This is a genomic window from Cytobacillus sp. C11.1, assembly GCF_058145115.1.
Window position 1 is genome coordinate 4,256,871 of record NZ_CM176935.1, and the last position, 16,896, is coordinate 4,273,766.

General features: G+C 40.3%; 19 protein-coding genes and 1 pseudogene. All 20 read right to left on the reverse strand.

The window, feature by feature from the left end:
* Positions 1 to 26 precede the first annotated feature (26 nt).
* Complete coding sequence (gene fliL / locus AC3ZVC_RS21025) at positions 27 to 455, reverse strand: flagellar basal body-associated protein FliL (protein WP_214725774.1); 429 nt, start codon at positions 453 to 455, stop codon at positions 27 to 29.
* Positions 445 to 666, reverse strand: a complete 222-nt coding sequence (locus AC3ZVC_RS21030; RefSeq protein ID WP_490065090.1) for a flagellar FlbD family protein — start codon at positions 664 to 666, stop codon at positions 445 to 447. The genes fliL and AC3ZVC_RS21030 overlap by 11 nt, the downstream gene beginning before the upstream one ends.
* Before the next feature lie 52 nt (positions 667 to 718).
* A complete protein-coding gene (flgG, locus tag AC3ZVC_RS21035; protein WP_490065091.1) occupies positions 719 to 1,567 on the reverse strand; it encodes a flagellar basal body rod protein FlgG in 849 nt (282 codons plus the stop codon).
* 76 nt (positions 1,568 to 1,643) lie between these two features.
* Positions 1,644 to 2,033 carry a TIGR02530 family flagellar biosynthesis protein gene (locus AC3ZVC_RS21040; RefSeq protein ID WP_490065092.1) on the reverse strand — a complete coding sequence of 130 codons (390 nt, stop codon included), beginning with the start codon at positions 2,031 to 2,033 and terminating at the stop codon, positions 1,644 to 1,646.
* 99 nt (positions 2,034 to 2,132) lie between these two features.
* The gene (flgD, locus tag AC3ZVC_RS21045) at positions 2,133 to 2,588 is read right to left on the reverse strand and encodes a flagellar hook assembly protein FlgD (RefSeq protein ID WP_490065093.1); all 456 of its coding nucleotides are present in this window, start codon (positions 2,586 to 2,588) and stop codon (positions 2,133 to 2,135) included.
* Positions 2,589 to 2,600: 12 nt separating this feature from the next.
* Positions 2,601 to 3,857, reverse strand: a complete 1,257-nt coding sequence (locus tag AC3ZVC_RS21050; RefSeq protein ID WP_490065094.1) for a flagellar hook-length control protein FliK — start codon at positions 3,855 to 3,857, stop codon at positions 2,601 to 2,603.
* Between the two features lie 59 nt (positions 3,858 to 3,916).
* Positions 3,917 to 4,504, reverse strand: coding sequence for a MotE family protein (locus tag AC3ZVC_RS21055; RefSeq protein ID WP_490065095.1), 588 nt, complete (start codon positions 4,502 to 4,504; stop codon positions 3,917 to 3,919).
* Positions 4,505 to 4,512: 8 nt separating this feature from the next.
* On the reverse strand, positions 4,513 to 4,956 hold the full coding sequence (gene fliJ / locus AC3ZVC_RS21060) for a flagellar export protein FliJ (protein WP_490065096.1): 444 nt from the start codon (positions 4,954 to 4,956) through the stop codon (positions 4,513 to 4,515).
* A 3-nt stretch (positions 4,957 to 4,959) separates the two neighbouring features.
* Positions 4,960 to 6,276, reverse strand: coding sequence for a flagellar protein export ATPase FliI (gene fliI, locus AC3ZVC_RS21065; protein WP_490065097.1), 1,317 nt, complete (start codon positions 6,274 to 6,276; stop codon positions 4,960 to 4,962).
* Positions 6,273 to 7,058, reverse strand: coding sequence for a flagellar assembly protein FliH (gene fliH / locus AC3ZVC_RS21070; protein WP_490065098.1), 786 nt, complete (start codon positions 7,056 to 7,058; stop codon positions 6,273 to 6,275). The genes fliI and fliH overlap by 4 nt, the downstream gene beginning before the upstream one ends.
* On the reverse strand, positions 7,042 to 8,058 hold the full coding sequence (gene fliG / locus AC3ZVC_RS21075) for a flagellar motor switch protein FliG (protein WP_490065099.1): 1,017 nt from the start codon (positions 8,056 to 8,058) through the stop codon (positions 7,042 to 7,044). Before fliG ends, fliH begins: the two co-directional genes overlap by 17 nt.
* Positions 8,059 to 8,070: 12 nt before the next feature.
* Positions 8,071 to 9,669 (reverse strand): flagellar basal-body MS-ring/collar protein FliF, encoded by a 1,599-nt coding sequence (gene fliF / locus AC3ZVC_RS21080; protein WP_490065100.1) that lies wholly within the window; start codon positions 9,667 to 9,669, stop codon positions 8,071 to 8,073.
* Positions 9,670 to 9,845: 176 nt separating this feature from the next.
* Complete coding sequence (gene fliE / locus AC3ZVC_RS21085; RefSeq protein ID WP_490065101.1) at positions 9,846 to 10,151, reverse strand: flagellar hook-basal body complex protein FliE; 306 nt, start codon at positions 10,149 to 10,151, stop codon at positions 9,846 to 9,848.
* Between the two features lie 12 nt (positions 10,152 to 10,163).
* Positions 10,164 to 10,616 (reverse strand): flagellar basal body rod protein FlgC, encoded by a 453-nt coding sequence (gene flgC, locus AC3ZVC_RS21090; protein WP_490065102.1) that lies wholly within the window; start codon positions 10,614 to 10,616, stop codon positions 10,164 to 10,166.
* Between the two features lies 1 nt (position 10,617).
* Positions 10,618 to 11,012: pseudogene (flgB, locus tag AC3ZVC_RS21095) on the reverse strand (flagellar basal body rod protein FlgB).
* A gap of 425 nt (positions 11,013 to 11,437) precedes the next feature.
* The gene (gene codY, locus AC3ZVC_RS21100) at positions 11,438 to 12,217 is read right to left on the reverse strand and encodes a GTP-sensing pleiotropic transcriptional regulator CodY (RefSeq protein WP_490065103.1); all 780 of its coding nucleotides are present in this window, start codon (positions 12,215 to 12,217) and stop codon (positions 11,438 to 11,440) included.
* A 139-nt stretch (positions 12,218 to 12,356) separates the two neighbouring features.
* A complete protein-coding gene (gene hslU, locus AC3ZVC_RS21105) occupies positions 12,357 to 13,763 on the reverse strand; it encodes an ATP-dependent protease ATPase subunit HslU (RefSeq protein ID WP_490065104.1) in 1,407 nt (468 codons plus the stop codon).
* A gap of 18 nt (positions 13,764 to 13,781) precedes the next feature.
* Positions 13,782 to 14,324: an ATP-dependent protease subunit HslV gene (gene hslV, locus AC3ZVC_RS21110; RefSeq protein ID WP_110065700.1), complete on the reverse strand. Its 543-nt coding sequence runs from the start codon at positions 14,322 to 14,324 to the stop codon at positions 13,782 to 13,784.
* 73 nt (positions 14,325 to 14,397) lie between these two features.
* Positions 14,398 to 15,300, reverse strand: coding sequence for a tyrosine recombinase XerC (xerC, locus tag AC3ZVC_RS21115; protein WP_490065105.1), 903 nt, complete (start codon positions 15,298 to 15,300; stop codon positions 14,398 to 14,400).
* Between the two features lie 62 nt (positions 15,301 to 15,362).
* Complete coding sequence (trmFO, locus tag AC3ZVC_RS21120; RefSeq protein ID WP_490065106.1) at positions 15,363 to 16,670, reverse strand: FADH(2)-oxidizing methylenetetrahydrofolate--tRNA-(uracil(54)-C(5))-methyltransferase TrmFO; 1,308 nt, start codon at positions 16,668 to 16,670, stop codon at positions 15,363 to 15,365.
* Between the last annotated feature and the right edge of the window lie 226 nt (positions 16,671 to 16,896).

Genomic DNA, 16,896 nt, shown 5'->3' on the forward strand with positions numbered 1-16,896 from the left:
GTCAATTGCAGTTTCTTATTTGTGTATCACTGGAGGAGAGACTCGGTAATGTACACCTTAACGATCTTTCCTTCTTGCATTAAGCCGTTAATCTTGTTTTTCAAATCTTCCTGCAGCTTGATTTGGCCTTGTTTCCCCTGAATATCCTCAGCTTTCATTTCAGATAATTCCTGAATGATTAGATTTTTCACCTGAAAATCTCTTTTTTCAAGTTCCGTTTTGGCTTTTTTGCTCTCAGTCTGGATTTTGAAAGAGATCCTGATATAATCATCACTTGCCAGGTTCGCTGTAACTTGCGGAATATCCACCGAAGCCTCAAGCACTTCATCAATAGTCGGTTCTTTAGTTCCCTCATCCCCCGTAAATTTCATCACTACCACAAGGGCAATAGCTCCCACCAGGGTGATCGCAACAAGCATAATTAACATAATCATTAACAGCTTATTATTCTTCATTTTCATTTCCCTCCACCAGCTGTTGCCCCAGAAGATTGACAGATTGATAGAATTTTATAATCAATTGCAAAACGGTATCTTCTGATTCCTTTACAACATACTTCTTGCCATTTGCGAGCGTAATCGTCGTATCTGGAAATGACTCTACTGTTTCTATGTACAACGCATTTAAAATAAATCCTTTGCCGTTGAGGCGAGATACTTTAATCAATGTCTTTATCAGGGCTAAAAGCTATAGCCTTTAGCCCTGTCCCTCCCTTAACTTAGCGTTTTAAATTAACAAGCTCCTGCAGGATTTCATCTGATGTTGTAATGATTCTTGTATTAGCCTGGAAACCTCGCTGGGCTGTGATCATTTCAGTGAACTCTTCGGATAGGTCCACGTTGGACATTTCAAGGGCCCCGGCAACGATTGAGCCAGCACCCGTATCACCTTCTGCTATACCTATTAAAGGTTCGCCCGAATTTGTTGTTTCTTGATAATTATTGCTGCCTACTTTTTCTAGACCACCGGTATTTGAAAATTTTGTAATAGCTATTTGTCCAGCAGTCTGCAATTCTCCGTCCTTATCAACATATGTAATGGTACCGTCACTTCCAATGCTGAAGCTTTTTGAATCAGCAGGAATGTTAATCGGTGCTTCCGTTTCGGTAACCACTCCATCCGCAATGGTTTTAACACCTACTAAATACTTACCTTCTGCGTTTACTATGTCTCCACTGGAATCAAGATAAAAGTTTCCGGAACGAGTATAGGTGCTTCCTACTATTAATCCATCACTGCCATTTGCAACTTCAAAAAATCCATCTCCTGAAATGGCCAGGTCCAATGATCTTCCTGTTGTCTGTAAACTGCCCTGAGTGTGGATTGTATCGATTGTCGATAACTGTGATCCAAGACCAACCTGTTTAGGGTTTACTCCACCCTTTAGAGGTGCTACAGTTGTCGGGGCACTTGCACCAGAGATGCTCTGACTCACCATATCCTGAAAAGTCACTCGGCCTTTCTTATACCCAAAAGTATTCACATTCGCGATATTATTGCCGATCACATCAAGCTTTGTTTGGAAGTTTTTCATTCCGCTTATTCCTGAGTACATTGAACGTAGCATTTGTTGGTTGCTCCTCTCGTTATGCTGCTTCTGTCAGTCTGCAGCTTAGGCTTCCTGTGAAGGTCCAGCCTTAAATTTATTGATCCAAAATAATGGTTCCATTGATATTTGTGAAAATTTGCGTTCCGGCTTCCTCACGATCCATCGCCGTAATCACGGTATTATTTTTTGCACTGACAATAAGTGCCGCATCCTTTAGCAGTACAAGCGATTCCTTTACACCCATCTTTTTGGCTTCCTGCAGCTTTGTTTCGATTTGCTGCCAGCGTTCATTAGTTATGTGAATTCCTCTTTGATGGAGCCTCTGTCTGGCATGTTTGCTGACTTTTAGCTTGCTGTCAGTCTCCAGGGCTGTCTGCAAATGCGCAGAAAAACGATTTTGTGTTTGTTTTCCTGAATGGACACCATTTGTCTTTTGTGTGATTACTGGCTGTGTATGGATCGGACGAAACATAAATTTATCCATCCAATCGCTTCCTTGTGTTTAATTGAATTTAAGATGATCCGTGAGGATGTAATCGATCACCCCACTTGAAAATATCTCCTTAAGCCTGCTTAATCTTTTTTACGAGTCATTCATCTGAGAAATATTTGCAGGTTCCAGCTTTGTTCCGTCTTCCAGTATAAACACTGCGCTATTGTCTTTAAACTGAATGGAAACTATTCTTCCGTTCCCTTCCTCAATGCTTGGAGTCTGACTTGAATCACTTGTTTCATCAAGTTTATGCCAGGTTACATTCTTGCCCAAAAATTGATTGTAAGACATCAGTTGATTTTGCTCCTGGAACATCACCAATTTTTCTATCGTCTTATTCATATTAGTCATTTGCTCCAGGGACGAAAAGGTTGCCATTTGAGCAATAAAATCCTTATCCTGCATAGGATTCATCGGATCCTGATTTTGCAGCTGCGTCATTAGTATCTTAAGAAAATCATCTTTGCCTAAAATATCCGAGCCTGTCTTGCGAGTTTGGCTTTGATAGTTTGATAGCATTAAAGATGAATTAATTGTATTTGCCATTTACAATCACACCTATACTTCAGTATTGAGAAGTGCTTCTTCAAACGAGTTATTAAATTTGCTGTCAGGCTGCGGGTTTTTATTTTCTTGTTTTTGCTGCTGTCCCTGTCCCTGATGTTGTGGATCTTTATTAAATGCACGCTCCTGCTGGGTCATTTGCTGTAAAATTTCAACTTTTTCAATCTGTAAGTTTTGTAAACTGAAAGCCTGTTTAAGCCCATTTAATTGTGAATCCAAAATCTCTTTTGCTGATGCAGTGGATGTTAGTATTCTCGCGATCAGCGTCGAATCCTTTTGGATTAGCTCAATACGAAGGGCTCCAAGATGGCCTGGATTCAGCTTTATAAATAGCTTTTGCGCTCCTCCCGTTTTCAGGAAACTGCTTTTTGATAAAATGCTTTCAAATTGCTGAATCAATTGGTCTGCAGTAAGGGCCTTTCCCTGCTGGTTCATCATCAGAAGCTGTTCAGGCTTTGAAAAATGCTGGATTTGTATATGTCCTTGTGACCGGCCATCAAATCTTGAAAGCATTTTTGAAAATGAATCTTCAGAGTTTTCAAGCCCTGCAGATTTTTTTTGCTTAAGCTGATTTATTTCATCTATAAGCGGGGTAAAAACTTTTTGTAATGTTTCAGTTTTATCAAATGAACCATTACTATTCTTTAATAGTCCCTCAAGCTTTGCCTGGACACCTTTTAAAAAATCTTTTAAATTAATCGCGCTGCCGATAGAATCCTGATGTGCTGTCAGCATGTCAAAAAGCTTTAAAGCTTTTAATATCTGTCCATTTTCTTTTCCTTTTATCTGGCTGAGTTCCTCTACATCCAGCAATGAGATGTTTGCAATCAAGGCATCAATCTTTATCTCTGCAGAATTACTTACTTCATCGGGATATACATTCTCTAAACTACTGTTTGGGCTTAGGTTCTCTGCAAACCCTTCCAGCATCTTAAGCAGCACTTCCTTTGCAAGGTCTAATTGTTCGGCTATTATACTCACATTATTTGTATCTGATTGCAGAGCAGCTTTTTTAATCAGTTCCTGTCCATTTTCCAGTTCGGATAAATCGATAAGCCCCAGAAACTGACTTAATTCTTCTAATTCCTCACTAAACCTTTCCTCTTCAGCCGAATTAGCTGCCATGCTTTCCCCGCCGCTTATCAAAGTTGAAAACAAACTGGCAAAACCGCTGGCCTCTTCTCCTGAAAAGGACCCTTTATTTCCCGAAAAGGATTGTGTATGAATAATGCCTAATCCGCCAATCTCCACTCTTTCACCTCCTTTCAAACGTCTAATTAATCCTTTTATCAATTATTTTGTACGTCACTCTATTTAGCTGCAGTGAGCAGTGCCGTATAGTGCGCTGCATCTTGAGGATCCATTTTCTCCATAATCGCAGCCAGTGTATCAGCCCTAACATTTGATAAAATCTTTACAGCTTCTTCATCCTTCATTTCTGTCAGGATTGGTGCTGCTTTTTTGGCAGAGATTGATTCATAGGTTTTCACTATATCTTTAAAAGCCCGTTTATTTTCTTCCTTGATAGCTGTCAGTTCTTCAATTTCCTGTTCTAGGCGCTGTTTTTCCAGTCCCGCTCTCTCAATTTCCAATTCTTTGCTGTCAAGCTGGCTTTCCAGCTGTGTTATCCTTGCTTCACGATCTTTGATTTCTGCTTCCAGTTCAATAAGCTGTGATTCCATAACCTCTGAATTGGAGCTTTCTCCATTAATAATAGAAGAAAGTAAGGGTACTTCTTGGCCATACTCTTTAGCCGTTTCAAAGACGTTATTGCCTGATAACGTAAAAACCAAGAGCGCTACAGTTACAGCAAATAGAATCGGAATGAAGAAAGCGAATAAAAACCATTGAAATTTACTTGCTTTTTGAGTTCCTTGTTCTTCTGGCATTCTATCCATTTAACCACCTAATTTCCCCGGTTCATAAAAAGCTGAATCGAGATATCATCCATTTGCCTGCCTTCTGTTTGTTTTAAGTTTTCCATGAAGCTGGCTAAATCTTTTTCTTTCATTTTTTCATATTTTTTTACTTCAATATTCTTTTCCATTAGTTTTTCTTGCTGAAAATTCATCTGGCTCCGTGCATTGGCTACCATTTTTTGATAGTGATCAATTGTTTTTTCCAGGCTATTTACAAAATGCTGATGGTGCCTGATTTCCTGCACTGGCAGTCCTATCGAAAGCCTTGTTTGCTGATAGGCTTCCAGATCTTCCTTCTTTTTAAGGAGCTCGTATAATTTCCCTGCTGCTTCTTCAAAACGCTTTACTGCCTGGCTGTATACATCAAATGCCTGATCTTTTTCTCTTTCTTTAATATGAAGAATTTTATTGAATTTAAATTGATACTGCATCTGTTATACTCCTTTTCCAGCTATACCTTTCAGTTGGCCGACGCTTTCCAAGATAGAAATTTTTTCATGTGTTTCTTGTTTTAAGAAAGAGATAATGGAAGGATATAACCGGATTGCTTCATCGATTTCTAAGGAAGACCCGCGCTTATAGGCGCCAATATTAATTAAATCCTCAGCATTTATATAGGTGCTCAGCAATTCTCTGACTTTTTCAGCTGATTTGATATGATCAGAATCTGCAATATGATTCATTACCCTGCTTACACTTTTAAGTACATTTATGGCTGGGTACTGGCCTTTATTGGCAAGCGCCCGATCCAGAACATAATGCCCATCGAGAATTCCCCTGACTGTATCTGCAATTGGCTCATTCATATCATCCCCGTCAACCAATACAGTATAAAATGCAGTAATGGAACCATATTCATTAGTGCCCGTTCTCTCAAGAAGCTTAGGGAGAACAGCAAATACGGAAGGTGTATAGCCCTTTGTGGTCGGCGGTTCACCAACTGCAAGCCCAATCTCCCTCTGTGCCATTGCCACCCGTGTAACTGAATCCATCATAAGCATGACATTTAAGCCTTTATCCCTGAAATACTCAGCAATGGCGGTTGCTGTATAGGCGCCCTTAATCCTCATGAGAGCTGGCTGGTCAGATGTAGCCACCACAACGATGGATCTTCTCAAGCCTTCAGGCCCCAAATCCCTCTCGATAAATTCACGGACCTCTCTGCCCCGTTCGCCAATTAGAGCTATAACATTTAAATCAGCATTGGTATTTCTGGCAATCATTCCGAGAAGTGTACTTTTACCTACTCCGCTTCCCGCAAAAATCCCAACTCTTTGGCCCTTTCCTACAGTCAGCATACTATCAATCATTCGCACACCAACTTCAATAGGCTCTGAGATCGGAGGCCTCTTTAACGGGTTTGGCGGAGATTGCTCGGTTAGTACAGACGTTAGGCCTTTAGGTAGCTGGGAGCCATCTAGAGGCTGCCCCTGAGAATCAATAACCTGACCAATTAAAGCCGGTCCGACTTTAACCTCAAGAGGCTTGGATGATGCTTCTACCAGACAGCCGGGAGAGATGTCCTGAACATCTGTATAGGGCATGAGAATCACACTTTCATTTTTAAAACCGACAACCTCTGCTAGGATTTTTCTTGTACGGCCCTTTCCAATATGGATGCAGCAAACATCTCCAACTGAGCTTTCAGGCCCTTGAGATTCAATCATTAACCCTACTACTCTCTTTACTCTCCCAAATCTCTTATAACTATCGATTTTATCAATCTGATTGAGCAGTTTCTCCAGCCTCATTGCTCCTCACTCTCCAGAAGTTCGAAAAGCCTTCTTTTAATTTCCTCAAGCTGGCTATCTATGCTGGCTTCAATCCTTCCGTTGGCAGATTCTATTATGCAGCTTGTATGGCTGAGTTCCTCATCTGGATAAATGTATAAATCCGTTTCTTTTGGAAAGACCATAATCAGCTCTTCCTTGTGTGACAGCAGCAGCTCATAATGGACTGGATTTACATGAAGCTGAATTTCGCTGTATTCTCTTGCTTCTTTTAGCGCCCTTTTCACAATGGAAAGAAATTGGTCGCTATTTTGATCAAGAACTTGACCAAGAATTCTTCCTGCAGCTTTCATTCCTAAACTCAAAATCGTCCGTTCTGACGATGCAATATGGAGCTGATAATCTTGTTTTGCTGAATGAACAACCTCTTTAGCTGATTGAATCAGGCTCCTATAATCTTCAAATCCGCTTTGCCTTCCTTCATCAACCCCAGCAGCAAAGCCCTGTTGGCGGGCTTCCTCGAAGATAGCTTGTCTTTCAAGTTCAAGCTCTTCCCTTTGCTGATTGATATGGTGATTGATTTTTTCGGCTTCTGCTCTGGCAGCCTCAACTATGTCTACTGCTTCCTGGCGTGCCGCTTGCAGCATTGCTTCGATTTGCTCATCTGTTCTTTTAAAATTTTGCTCCTGGGCTTGATCTGCTGTTTTTTGATGATTATCCAGTATTTTTATTGAGATAACTTTCTTTTCCCCTTGGACTGGCTTGGGGGAGAGTGATTTTATTAACCTAGACAATAATATCATCTCCTCCGCCGCGGGCGACGATGATCTCACCTGATTCTTCCAATCTGCGGATAATACCGACAATTCTTGATTGTGCCTCTTCAACATCCCTTAGCCTTACAGGACCCATATACTCCATTTCATCTTTAAAGGTCTCAACCATTCTTGAGGACATATTTTTAAAGACAATTTCTTTCACCTCATCACTGGAGACCTTCAGTGAAAGCATAAGATCTTCACTTTCACAATCGCGAATCACACGCTGTATGGCACGATTATCAAGCGTAACAATGTCTTCAAATACAAACATTCTTTTCTTGATCTCCTCAGCTAGTTCTGGATCCTGAATTTCCAATGCATCCAAAATAGTTCTCTCTGTAGCGCGGTCAACACCATTAAGCACATCCACAACAGATTCGATGCCGCCTGTTTGCGTATAGTCCTGAGTGACGGTTGAGGAAAGCTTTCGTTCAAGAATTTGTTCAACCTCGTTAATGATTTCAGGAGAAGTGCTATCCATTACAGCAATCCTTCTGGCAATATCCGCCTGCATTTCCTGGGGCAGCTCTGATAAAATCTGCCCTGCCTGCGGCGGGTCGAGGTAAGACAGAATTAACGAAATGGTTTGTGGATGTTCATTCTGTATAAAATTTAAGATTTGAGCAGGATCTGCTTTTCTGGCAAAATCAAACGGCCTGACCTGCAGAGAAGACGTAAGCCTATTGATGATAGCTGAAGCCTGCTCTGTTCCCAGGGCTTTTTCTAGAACTGTTTTCGCATATCCTATACCGCCCTGTGATATAAAATCCTGAGCCAGCGCAATTTGATGAAATTCTTCAAGAATCTCTTCCTTGGCAAAAGAATCAACTTTGCGTACGCCTGAAATTTCAAGTGTTAATTTTTCAATTTCTTCTTCACTTAAATGTTTATAAACGGAGGAGGCTACATCTGGACCAAGTGAAATAAGAAGAATAGCCGCCTTTTGTTTACCTGTTAACTCCTTCTGATCTTTTTTTGGCATTTTTATTCCTCCTTAGTCTTCAGCAATCCATGTGCGAAGCAATTTCGCAAAATCCTCAGGTTTTTCCCTCGCCATTTTTTCCAGCTGCTTTCGCCTCATTGTACTTTCTGTTTCATGTTCTTCATTTACATCAGGAACATTGAATGTTTCCTGTACCTTTGCCGCCATCTCTTCCTCTTCCTGCCGCTGTTTCTTTCTGGCTTTAACAAATAAGAAAATTAATAGGGCGATTATTAACAGCAGTATTCCTCCTACAGCATAAATCCACCATGGCAGTACAGGAGCTGTTTCGTTCGGAAATTCTACCTTGCCATTAAACGGCTGGACTGAGACGACAATTTTGTCCTCAATCGCCTCATCTGTTAATTCAGTTTCAGCCGCGTCTTTATTAATAGTCGTGCGGACGATGGTACCAAGAATTTGAGTAATATCATTGATTCTTTCCTGTGGAAGTGAGGCTGGATCATCTGCAGTCGGCGGCTCAACCATTACCTGAATTCCCAAATCCCTTACTTTGTATGGACTTTCCACAATTTCTTTTCTGATCTTATTCACTTCATTGTTGATCGTTTCTTCTATCCGTTCGTAATCACCGTTGGAGGTGTTCCCTTCCAGATATTCGGAGCCGAGTGAATCTGCCGGACTTTCTCCTTGCGGAATACCCCCAACCGCTTCGCCATTGCCTGTAAACGTTTCAGTAATTTTTTGGGCACTGATTGCTATGCCCTCCATATTTTCTTCATCAACTGGCGATACGAGGTTTTCTTCTCTGTTTTCTTGGGTAAAATCAATGTCGGCTGTCACTGAGACTACCACTTTGTCCTGCCCCATCAGGGTGCCCAGCATATTCTGGACTTGGCGCTGAACATCTCTTTCAATCTCCTTCTTTATTTCATGCTGGGCAGCAAACGTGCTGACAGGTGAAGAATTTTGATTATTTTTTAAATCAAAGTACTCAAAAAACTGGTTCGTAATGACGATATTATCAGTGGGAAGATTTGGTATGCTTTTCGCCACCAGATGATATAGCGCCTGAATCTGTGATTCTTCAAATTGATAACCCGGTTTGGTATTAAGGACGATGGATGCAGATGCCTCTTCAGAAAGGTCATTTACGAAAATCCCTTTTTCAGGAAGGTTGATCATTACTTTTGCATCGTTGACTCCATCGATGCCTTTCATCAGGTTAGCAAGCTCCGTTTGCATGGCATCCAGTTTCAGAACATTGAATTCATTTTCAGTCATGCCGATTCCAGCATTTTGACCGAAGAATGAATAATCAATGCTTCCTGATTTAGGAATTCCTTCGGCAGCAAGCTCAACTTTTAGAGTGTCCACTACCTCTTCCGGTACTTTGATGGTTGTACCGCCATCTGTTATTTCTGATTGAATCCCTCTGCTATCAAGGCTCTCTTTGATTGTGCCTGTTTCAGATGGGGTCAAATTGCTGTATAAAGGAACTAGAGTTGTCCTGGTTGCCAGAATTGATGCGGCTGCAATCAGCAATATAAGGAAAATAGCGGAACCGATAAATATATTTTTCTGCTTCTTTGTTCTGCTGCCCCAATATTCTTTTACTTTTACTACATATCTTTGAAACGACTCATTCATCACAATCCCCCGGTTATTCTGTCTAAGCTAATAACCGCAACTCACTAGTTTTTAGCTTTAATCATATGTAACGCATTAAAAAATTGAAAAGCTAGCCCATAAATTGGACTTTTTCAGCTTTTCAATTTACGTTGCTTATAACTTTCCGAGAAGCTGCTGCAGCTTCAGCGTTTCTATTAAACTTGCATTCTCATTGCTTCCTGATATGCTTCAATTACTTTATTTCTAACTTCAAGAGCAGCCTGCATGGTGATGCTCGCTTTTTGTGAAGTAATCATTACCTGATGGAGATCAATATTCTCTCCTCTTGCCAGTTTTTCTGTCATAACATCTGACTGGATTTGGGCTTCATTAATTTTTTCAATAGATTGCTTTAATACCGACGAAAAACTCTGCTGAGCTTCGTATGATGTAGATGTATGGGTCTTTGCATTTTCAGCCTGTTTTAAAGAATGTACAGGCATAAAAGTTACTTTATTCATTCATTACTCTCCCTATTTGCCTATTTCTAGCGTTTTCATCATCATACCTTTTGAGGCATTAAAAACAGTCACATTTGCTTCGTATGATCTTGTTGCACCAATTAAATCCACCATTTCTCTTAGCAAATCAACATTTGGCATCTCAACGTATCCATCTTCATCCGCATCAACATGGCTGGGGTCGTAGACCATTTTAGTCGGTGTTTCCCTGTCTTCGACAATTCTGGACACCTTTACGCCGTTGCCGACTGAAATTCCTCTCCCCTTATTCATTGCCATATTCAAAAAGGAGGAGAACTGTCCTTCATTCGGCTCTAAAATAACTGACTTTCTTCTGTAAGGCCCTTCCCCGGTTACACTCCTGGTGGAGTCTGCATTTGCCATATTGGAAGAAATCACATCCATACGAAGTCTTTGGGCTGTTAGGGCAGATGCTGTGTTATTCATACTGTGAAATATGGACATCTTATTTTCCTCCCCTTATAACATTCTGCAGACTTGAAAATTTCCCGCTCATTCTTTCTATCATTGCATTGTAATAAATTTGATTTGTCGCTAAATCCGACATTTCTTTATCAGATCCACACTATTTCCATTATGGTTATACGAAACGTTCCTTTTTGTGACTACACCCTGTGCAGAAGATGACTTGCCCTTAAAATCATAATGCCTCGCATTGCTTTTATTTGCTTCCAAAGATCCATTAACGGCCTGTTGGAAGGCTTCTTTGAAACTGGCATCCTTCGCTTTATAATTTGGTGTATCGGCATTTGCTATATTTTGTGATATAACCTTTTGCTTAAGTGATGAGTAGTCTAAAGCATGTTCAATTGTGGATATGGTTCCAGAAAACAGTTTCAATGCTCACACCTCTAATATTAATAACTATTGGTAATTATTGTAGAAATTTGTTGATAATGGACAAATTATGTCATCATAAACATTATTGTAATGAATATGAAATAATATGTCTATGTACATCAGGTTAATTTTAATGATTCTTTAGTCCTATTTTCGACAAGTTTTTAAAATATGCTGAAAGTTATATATTCATTTTCCACGTATTCCCAAATTTTATTATCCCTTTCCTTTATTAGCTTTTCCGTCTTTACATCCAGAGTCTATATAAGACTTTTGAACCATTGATCTATTTTCCGCAAAGTGAACAAACGCAAGAAGATGAGTCATTTTACTTACCAATATTTACATAATTAGATATATTTACCAAAATTAATTGTAATTTTTTTGTAACAAAAAAAACCCGTCACAATTGACGGGTTTTCATTTTAGTTTGATTTAAGTTTTTCTAGTTCAACTAAGAATTTATCATTCAATACTTTTATATAAGTACCCTTCATTCCAAGTGAGCGGGACTCAATAACTCCTGCACTCTCAAGTTTTCTAAGTGCATTGACAATTACAGAGCGCGTAATTCCAACACGATCGGCAATTTTAGATGCAACAAGAAGTCCCTCGTTGCCGTTAAGCTCTTCGAAAATATGTTCAATTGCTTCGAGTTCACTGTATGATAGGGAGCTAATAGCCATTTGTACAACTGCTTTGCTGCGTGCTTCCTCTTCAATTTCTTCTGCTTTTTCACGAAGAATTTCCATACCAACTACGGTAGCACCGTATTCAGCAAGAATTAAATCATCATCATGGAATTGCTCCTGTAATCTAGCAAGGATAAGCGTACCAAGACGCTCACCACCACCGATAATTGGCACAATTGTTGTTAAACCACTCGCGAAAAGGTCTTTATTCTCAATTGGGAATGCAGTGTATTCACTTTCTACATCAAGGTTAGACGAAGTTTCCTGGATATTGAAAAGGTTTTTCGTATATTCCTCAGGGAATTGGCGATCTGCAAGCATTTGCTTCATTCTCTCATTCTCAATTTGCTGGTTTACAGCAAAACCAAGCAGCTTTCCTCTGCGGCTGACTACGAAAATATTCGCTTCAATTACATCACTTAGCGTTTCTGACATTTCTTTGAAATTAACCGGTTTTCCGGCTGCTCTTTGGAGCATTGCATTAATTTTTCTTGTTTTTGTTAATAAATCCATTGTATTTCCTCCTATTTACTACAACCAATAAACATATATTTTGTTAAGATTAACTATCTTATTGCTTCAACTTATCATTATTAAATTCTTTTCTTTTTTCGTCTACCCTTTCACTTGCCTCATCAAACAAAAGCCATTCTTAAAGAATAAATTGGCTTAAATCTTTGTTCCGTGAAATGGCTCCGAGCTTATCCTCAACATATTGAGGAGTGATCGTAATTTTTTCCATTGTGATATCTGGCGCTTCAAAGGATAAATCCTCAAGGAGCTTTTCCATAATGGTATGAAGACGTCTTGCTCCGATATTATCCGTATTTTGGTTAACGTCGAATGCGAATTCAGCAATCCTACGAATAGCATCGTCAGAAAATTCAATTTGTATACCTTCAGTTACCAATAAAGCTTCATATTGTTTTATAAGAGCATTATCAGGCTCCACCAGAATTTTATAGAAGTCCTCCACGGTAAGCTTAGTAAGCTCTACACGGATTGGAAAACGTCCCTGCAATTCAGGTATGAGGTCAGAAGGCTTCGCCATATGAAATGCTCCAGCAGCAATAAATAGTACATGGTCTGTTTTGACAGAACCATATTTAGTTACTACCGTGGACCCTTCTACTACAGGCAGAATATCTCTTTGGACACCTTCCCTTGAAACGTCTGCTGAGGAACCTCCGCTGTTTTTGCTTGCGATCTTATCGATTTCATCAATGAAAATAATTCCGGATTGTTCAGCACGGAATACCGCTTCCTGGCTGACCTCATCCATATCTATCAGTTTTTGTGCTTCTTCATTTGTTAATATCTTTCTTGCTTCACGCACCGTCAGTTTTCGCTTTTTCCTGCGCTTAGGCATCAGGCTGCCAAGAGCATCCTGCATGTTCATGCCCATCTGCTCCATTCCGGAGCCCTGCAGCATATCAAACATGGAAGGCTGCTGTTCTTCCACTTCTACAGTGATAACCTCATCTTCAAGTTCACCCAGAGCTAGTTTTTCTTTAACTATCTTGCGCTTCTCCTGAAGGTTAAAATCTTCTGTCTGGTATGAATCCTGCTGCTGCTGATCATTTCCTCCTCCAAATAGCATTTCAAGAGGGTTTTTATAATTAGCTGCCTTTTTAGCTCCAGGCACAAGCAGTTCAAGTATTCGGCGGTTTGCACTTTCTTCCGCTCTTTCTTTTACACTGGACATTTTTTCTTCTTTAATAAGCCGCACGGATGTTTCCACAAGATCTCTGACCATTGATTCAACATCTCTTCCCACATACCCTACTTCTGTAAATTTAGTTGCTTCGACTTTAACAAAAGGGGCGCCAACCAATTTTGCCATACGGCGGGCAATTTCCGTCTTACCGACACCAGTAGGCCCAATCATCAAAATGTTCTTTGGATTGATTTCATCACGAAGGTTTTCTTCAAGCAAACTGCGGCGGTAGCGATTCCTTAGAGCAACGGCGACAGCTTTTTTTGCATCTTTTTGTCCAATGATAAATTGGTCCAAACGGTCAACAATCTGGCGGGGAGTTAAATTTGTTCCTTTACCCATGTAACAGCACTCCTTTTGTTAGAGTTCTTCCACAATAATATTGTTGTTTGTATATACACATATTTCAGCAGCCATTTCAAGTGACGCCTTTGCAATTTCTTTTGCAGATAAATGTTCGCCTGCAAACCTCTTTAAAGAGCGCCCAGCAGCCAGAGCATAGTTGCCACCTGATCCAATTGCTAATATCCCATCATCCGGTTCAATGACTTCACCTGTACCTGAAATCAGCAGCAAGCTATCCGTGTTCATGACGATAAGCATTGCTTCAAGCTTGCGCAGAACTTTATCGCTCCTCCACTGTTTAGCAAGCTCAACAGCAGCTCTCTCCAGGTTTCCATTGTATTCTTCCAGCTTTCCTTCAAACATTTCGAACAATGTAAATGCATCGGCCACTGATCCTGCAAATCCTGCCAGCACCTTACCATTAAAAAGCTTTCTCACTTTTCTTGCTGTGTGTTTCATCACAACTGCATTGCCAAAGGTTACCTGGCCATCACCGGACATCGCACATTCTCCGTTATGATGCACAGCAAATATCGTTGTAGCATGAAATTCAGACATGAAAGACTCCTCCTTTGGAGCATAATGCTTCTTATTTAATCAGCCGTATTCAATAGTATGAATCGATTAATTATTAAGCCCGCGGATGATGGGCCATATATGTTTTCTTTAGGTATTCGTTTGTAACATGCGTATATACCTGGGTTGAAGATAAAAATGCGTGCCCCAGCAATTCCTGGACTGTTCTCATATCAGCTCCATTTGCCATCAAGTGTGTCGCAAATGTATGACGCATCATATGAGGATGAATCTTGCCGGTTAGTGTTGATTTTTCAATAAGCTTGTTTAGAATTTCTCTGATGCCTCTTGCAGTCAGTGACCCACCGCGTGCATTCAGAAATAAATTTTCTGTTGAGCTCCCTTTAGACAATAATTCCTTACGCCCTTTTGTTATGTATGTTTCGAGTGCATCTTGCGCAAAGCTGCCAAATGGAATATACCGTTCTTTGCTGCCCTTTCCATGCACCAGAACAGTAGATAAGTACAAATCCAAATCCTTTAGACGAATTTGGCTGCACTCGCTTACACGCATACCTGTTGCATATAACAACTCCAGCAGCGCTTTGTTTCTTTGCCCAAGTGGAGTGCTTTCATCACAGGCCTCAAACAGCTGCTGCAATTCTTCTTCATAGAAAAATTCAGGCAGCTTTTTTTCGGCTTTAGGAATCGAAACAAGGGCGAAAGGATTTTCAGCCACCAGTTCTTCTCTCAGCAAAAATCTAAAAAAGCTTCTAAGGCTTGATATCTTTCGGGCTACTGATTTGCGGGCCAGCTTTTTTTCAAAAAGCTTGGTTAGAAATACCCGGACATCATGGTATTCTACCGTCCTTAAATCTGGGATCGCTTGTTCAGACATGAACATAAAAAATTCCCTAATGTCATGTTGGTAATGTTCAATAGTATATTGTGAATAGTTTTTTTCAATTTGTAAATATTCAATAAACAACTTTAAATAAACGTTCACATTTTGGTCCATCTACAATCACCTCGCATGGGCTACTAAATAGTAACACAATTCAATAGCCCATGCAACATAATTTACAAATTTTTCACAAAGTTCTGAATTGTTTCTAATGCTCTTTCAGCATGTTTTTCATTTCTTTCTTTTTTCCCTCTAATCTTTACCGGCAGATCAGGGAATAATCCAAAGTTTGCATTCATAGGCTGAAAGCTTTTTGGATTTGCAGTTGTAATATAGCGTGCCATGCTGCCAATCGCCGTTTCATGCGGGAATTCGATTGGATCTTCTCCTCTTACCAGCCTTGCTGCGTTAATGCCTGCAACAAGCCCGCTGGCTGCAGATTCCACGTAGCCTTCTACACCAGTCATTTGTCCGGCAAAGAAGAGGTCATTGCGGTTTTTAAACTGATACGTTGCACGCAGCACTTTTGGAGAGTTGATAAACGTATTGCGGTGCATCACTCCATAACGCACAATTTCTGCATGCTCAAGTCCCGGTATTAGGCGAATTACTTCTTTTTGAGGACCCCATTTCAAATGCGTCTGAAAACCAACAATATTATAAAGCGTGCCTGCAGCATCATCTTGGCGCAGCTGAACGACTGCATAAGGTCTTTTTCCTGTTTTGGGATCTTCTAAACCTACTGGCTTCATCGGACCAAATAGCATTGTCTTCTTTCCGCGGTTTGCCATTACCTCAATCGGCATACAGCCTTCGAAAAAGATTTCTTTCTCAAACTCTTTTAATGGCACCGTTTCAGCAGATGTCAGAGCTTCATAAAAACGGTCAAACTCTTCCTCTGTCATCGGGCAATTCAAATATGCAGCTTCTCCCTTGTCATAGCGTGATTTAAGATAGACTTTGTTCATATCAATCGAGTCTTTTTCAATAATTGGTGCAGCTGCATCGTAGAAATAAAGATAATCTTCCCCGGAAAGCTCTTTTAATTTTGCAGATAAAGCTTCACTTGTAAGCGGGCCGGTAGCAATAACGGTTGGGCCTTCCGGGATATCTGTTACTTCTTCATTTATTACCGTTACATTTGGGTGGTTCTTGACCTGTTCCGTGACGCGCGCGGCAAAATCATGGCGGTCGACTGCAAGCGCTCCGCCAGCCGGTACCGCACTGCTGTCTGCTGAATGAATGATCACTGAATTTAGCTTACGCATTTCTTCTTTTAGTACTCCAACAGCGTTTGTTAAAGTGTTGGCACGCAGGGAATTGCTGCAAACCAGTTCTGCGAATTTATCCGTATGATGTGCAGGAGTCTGCCTGACCGGCCTCATTTCATACAAACGAACTTGAATGCCCCTGCTCGCAAGCTGCCATGCGGCCTCACTGCCAGCAAGCCCTGCACCTATTACATTTACTGCTATATCTGTCATAATACGAACCTCCACAAATACTTATGATCATTAAGATCCAATTAAAATTTATTATTCGGCTCTGTTAAAAAACAACAATAAGCTTTAACAGAGCCTATTATTTAAAAACAGTCTCCCTTACTTTACCCTGTTCTTATTCATTTTGCCATTTTACAATACGTTTTAAAAATAAAAAAGTTTCAAGCATTATAAAGTGGCACAAATGTCATTTGGAAAAAATATGGAT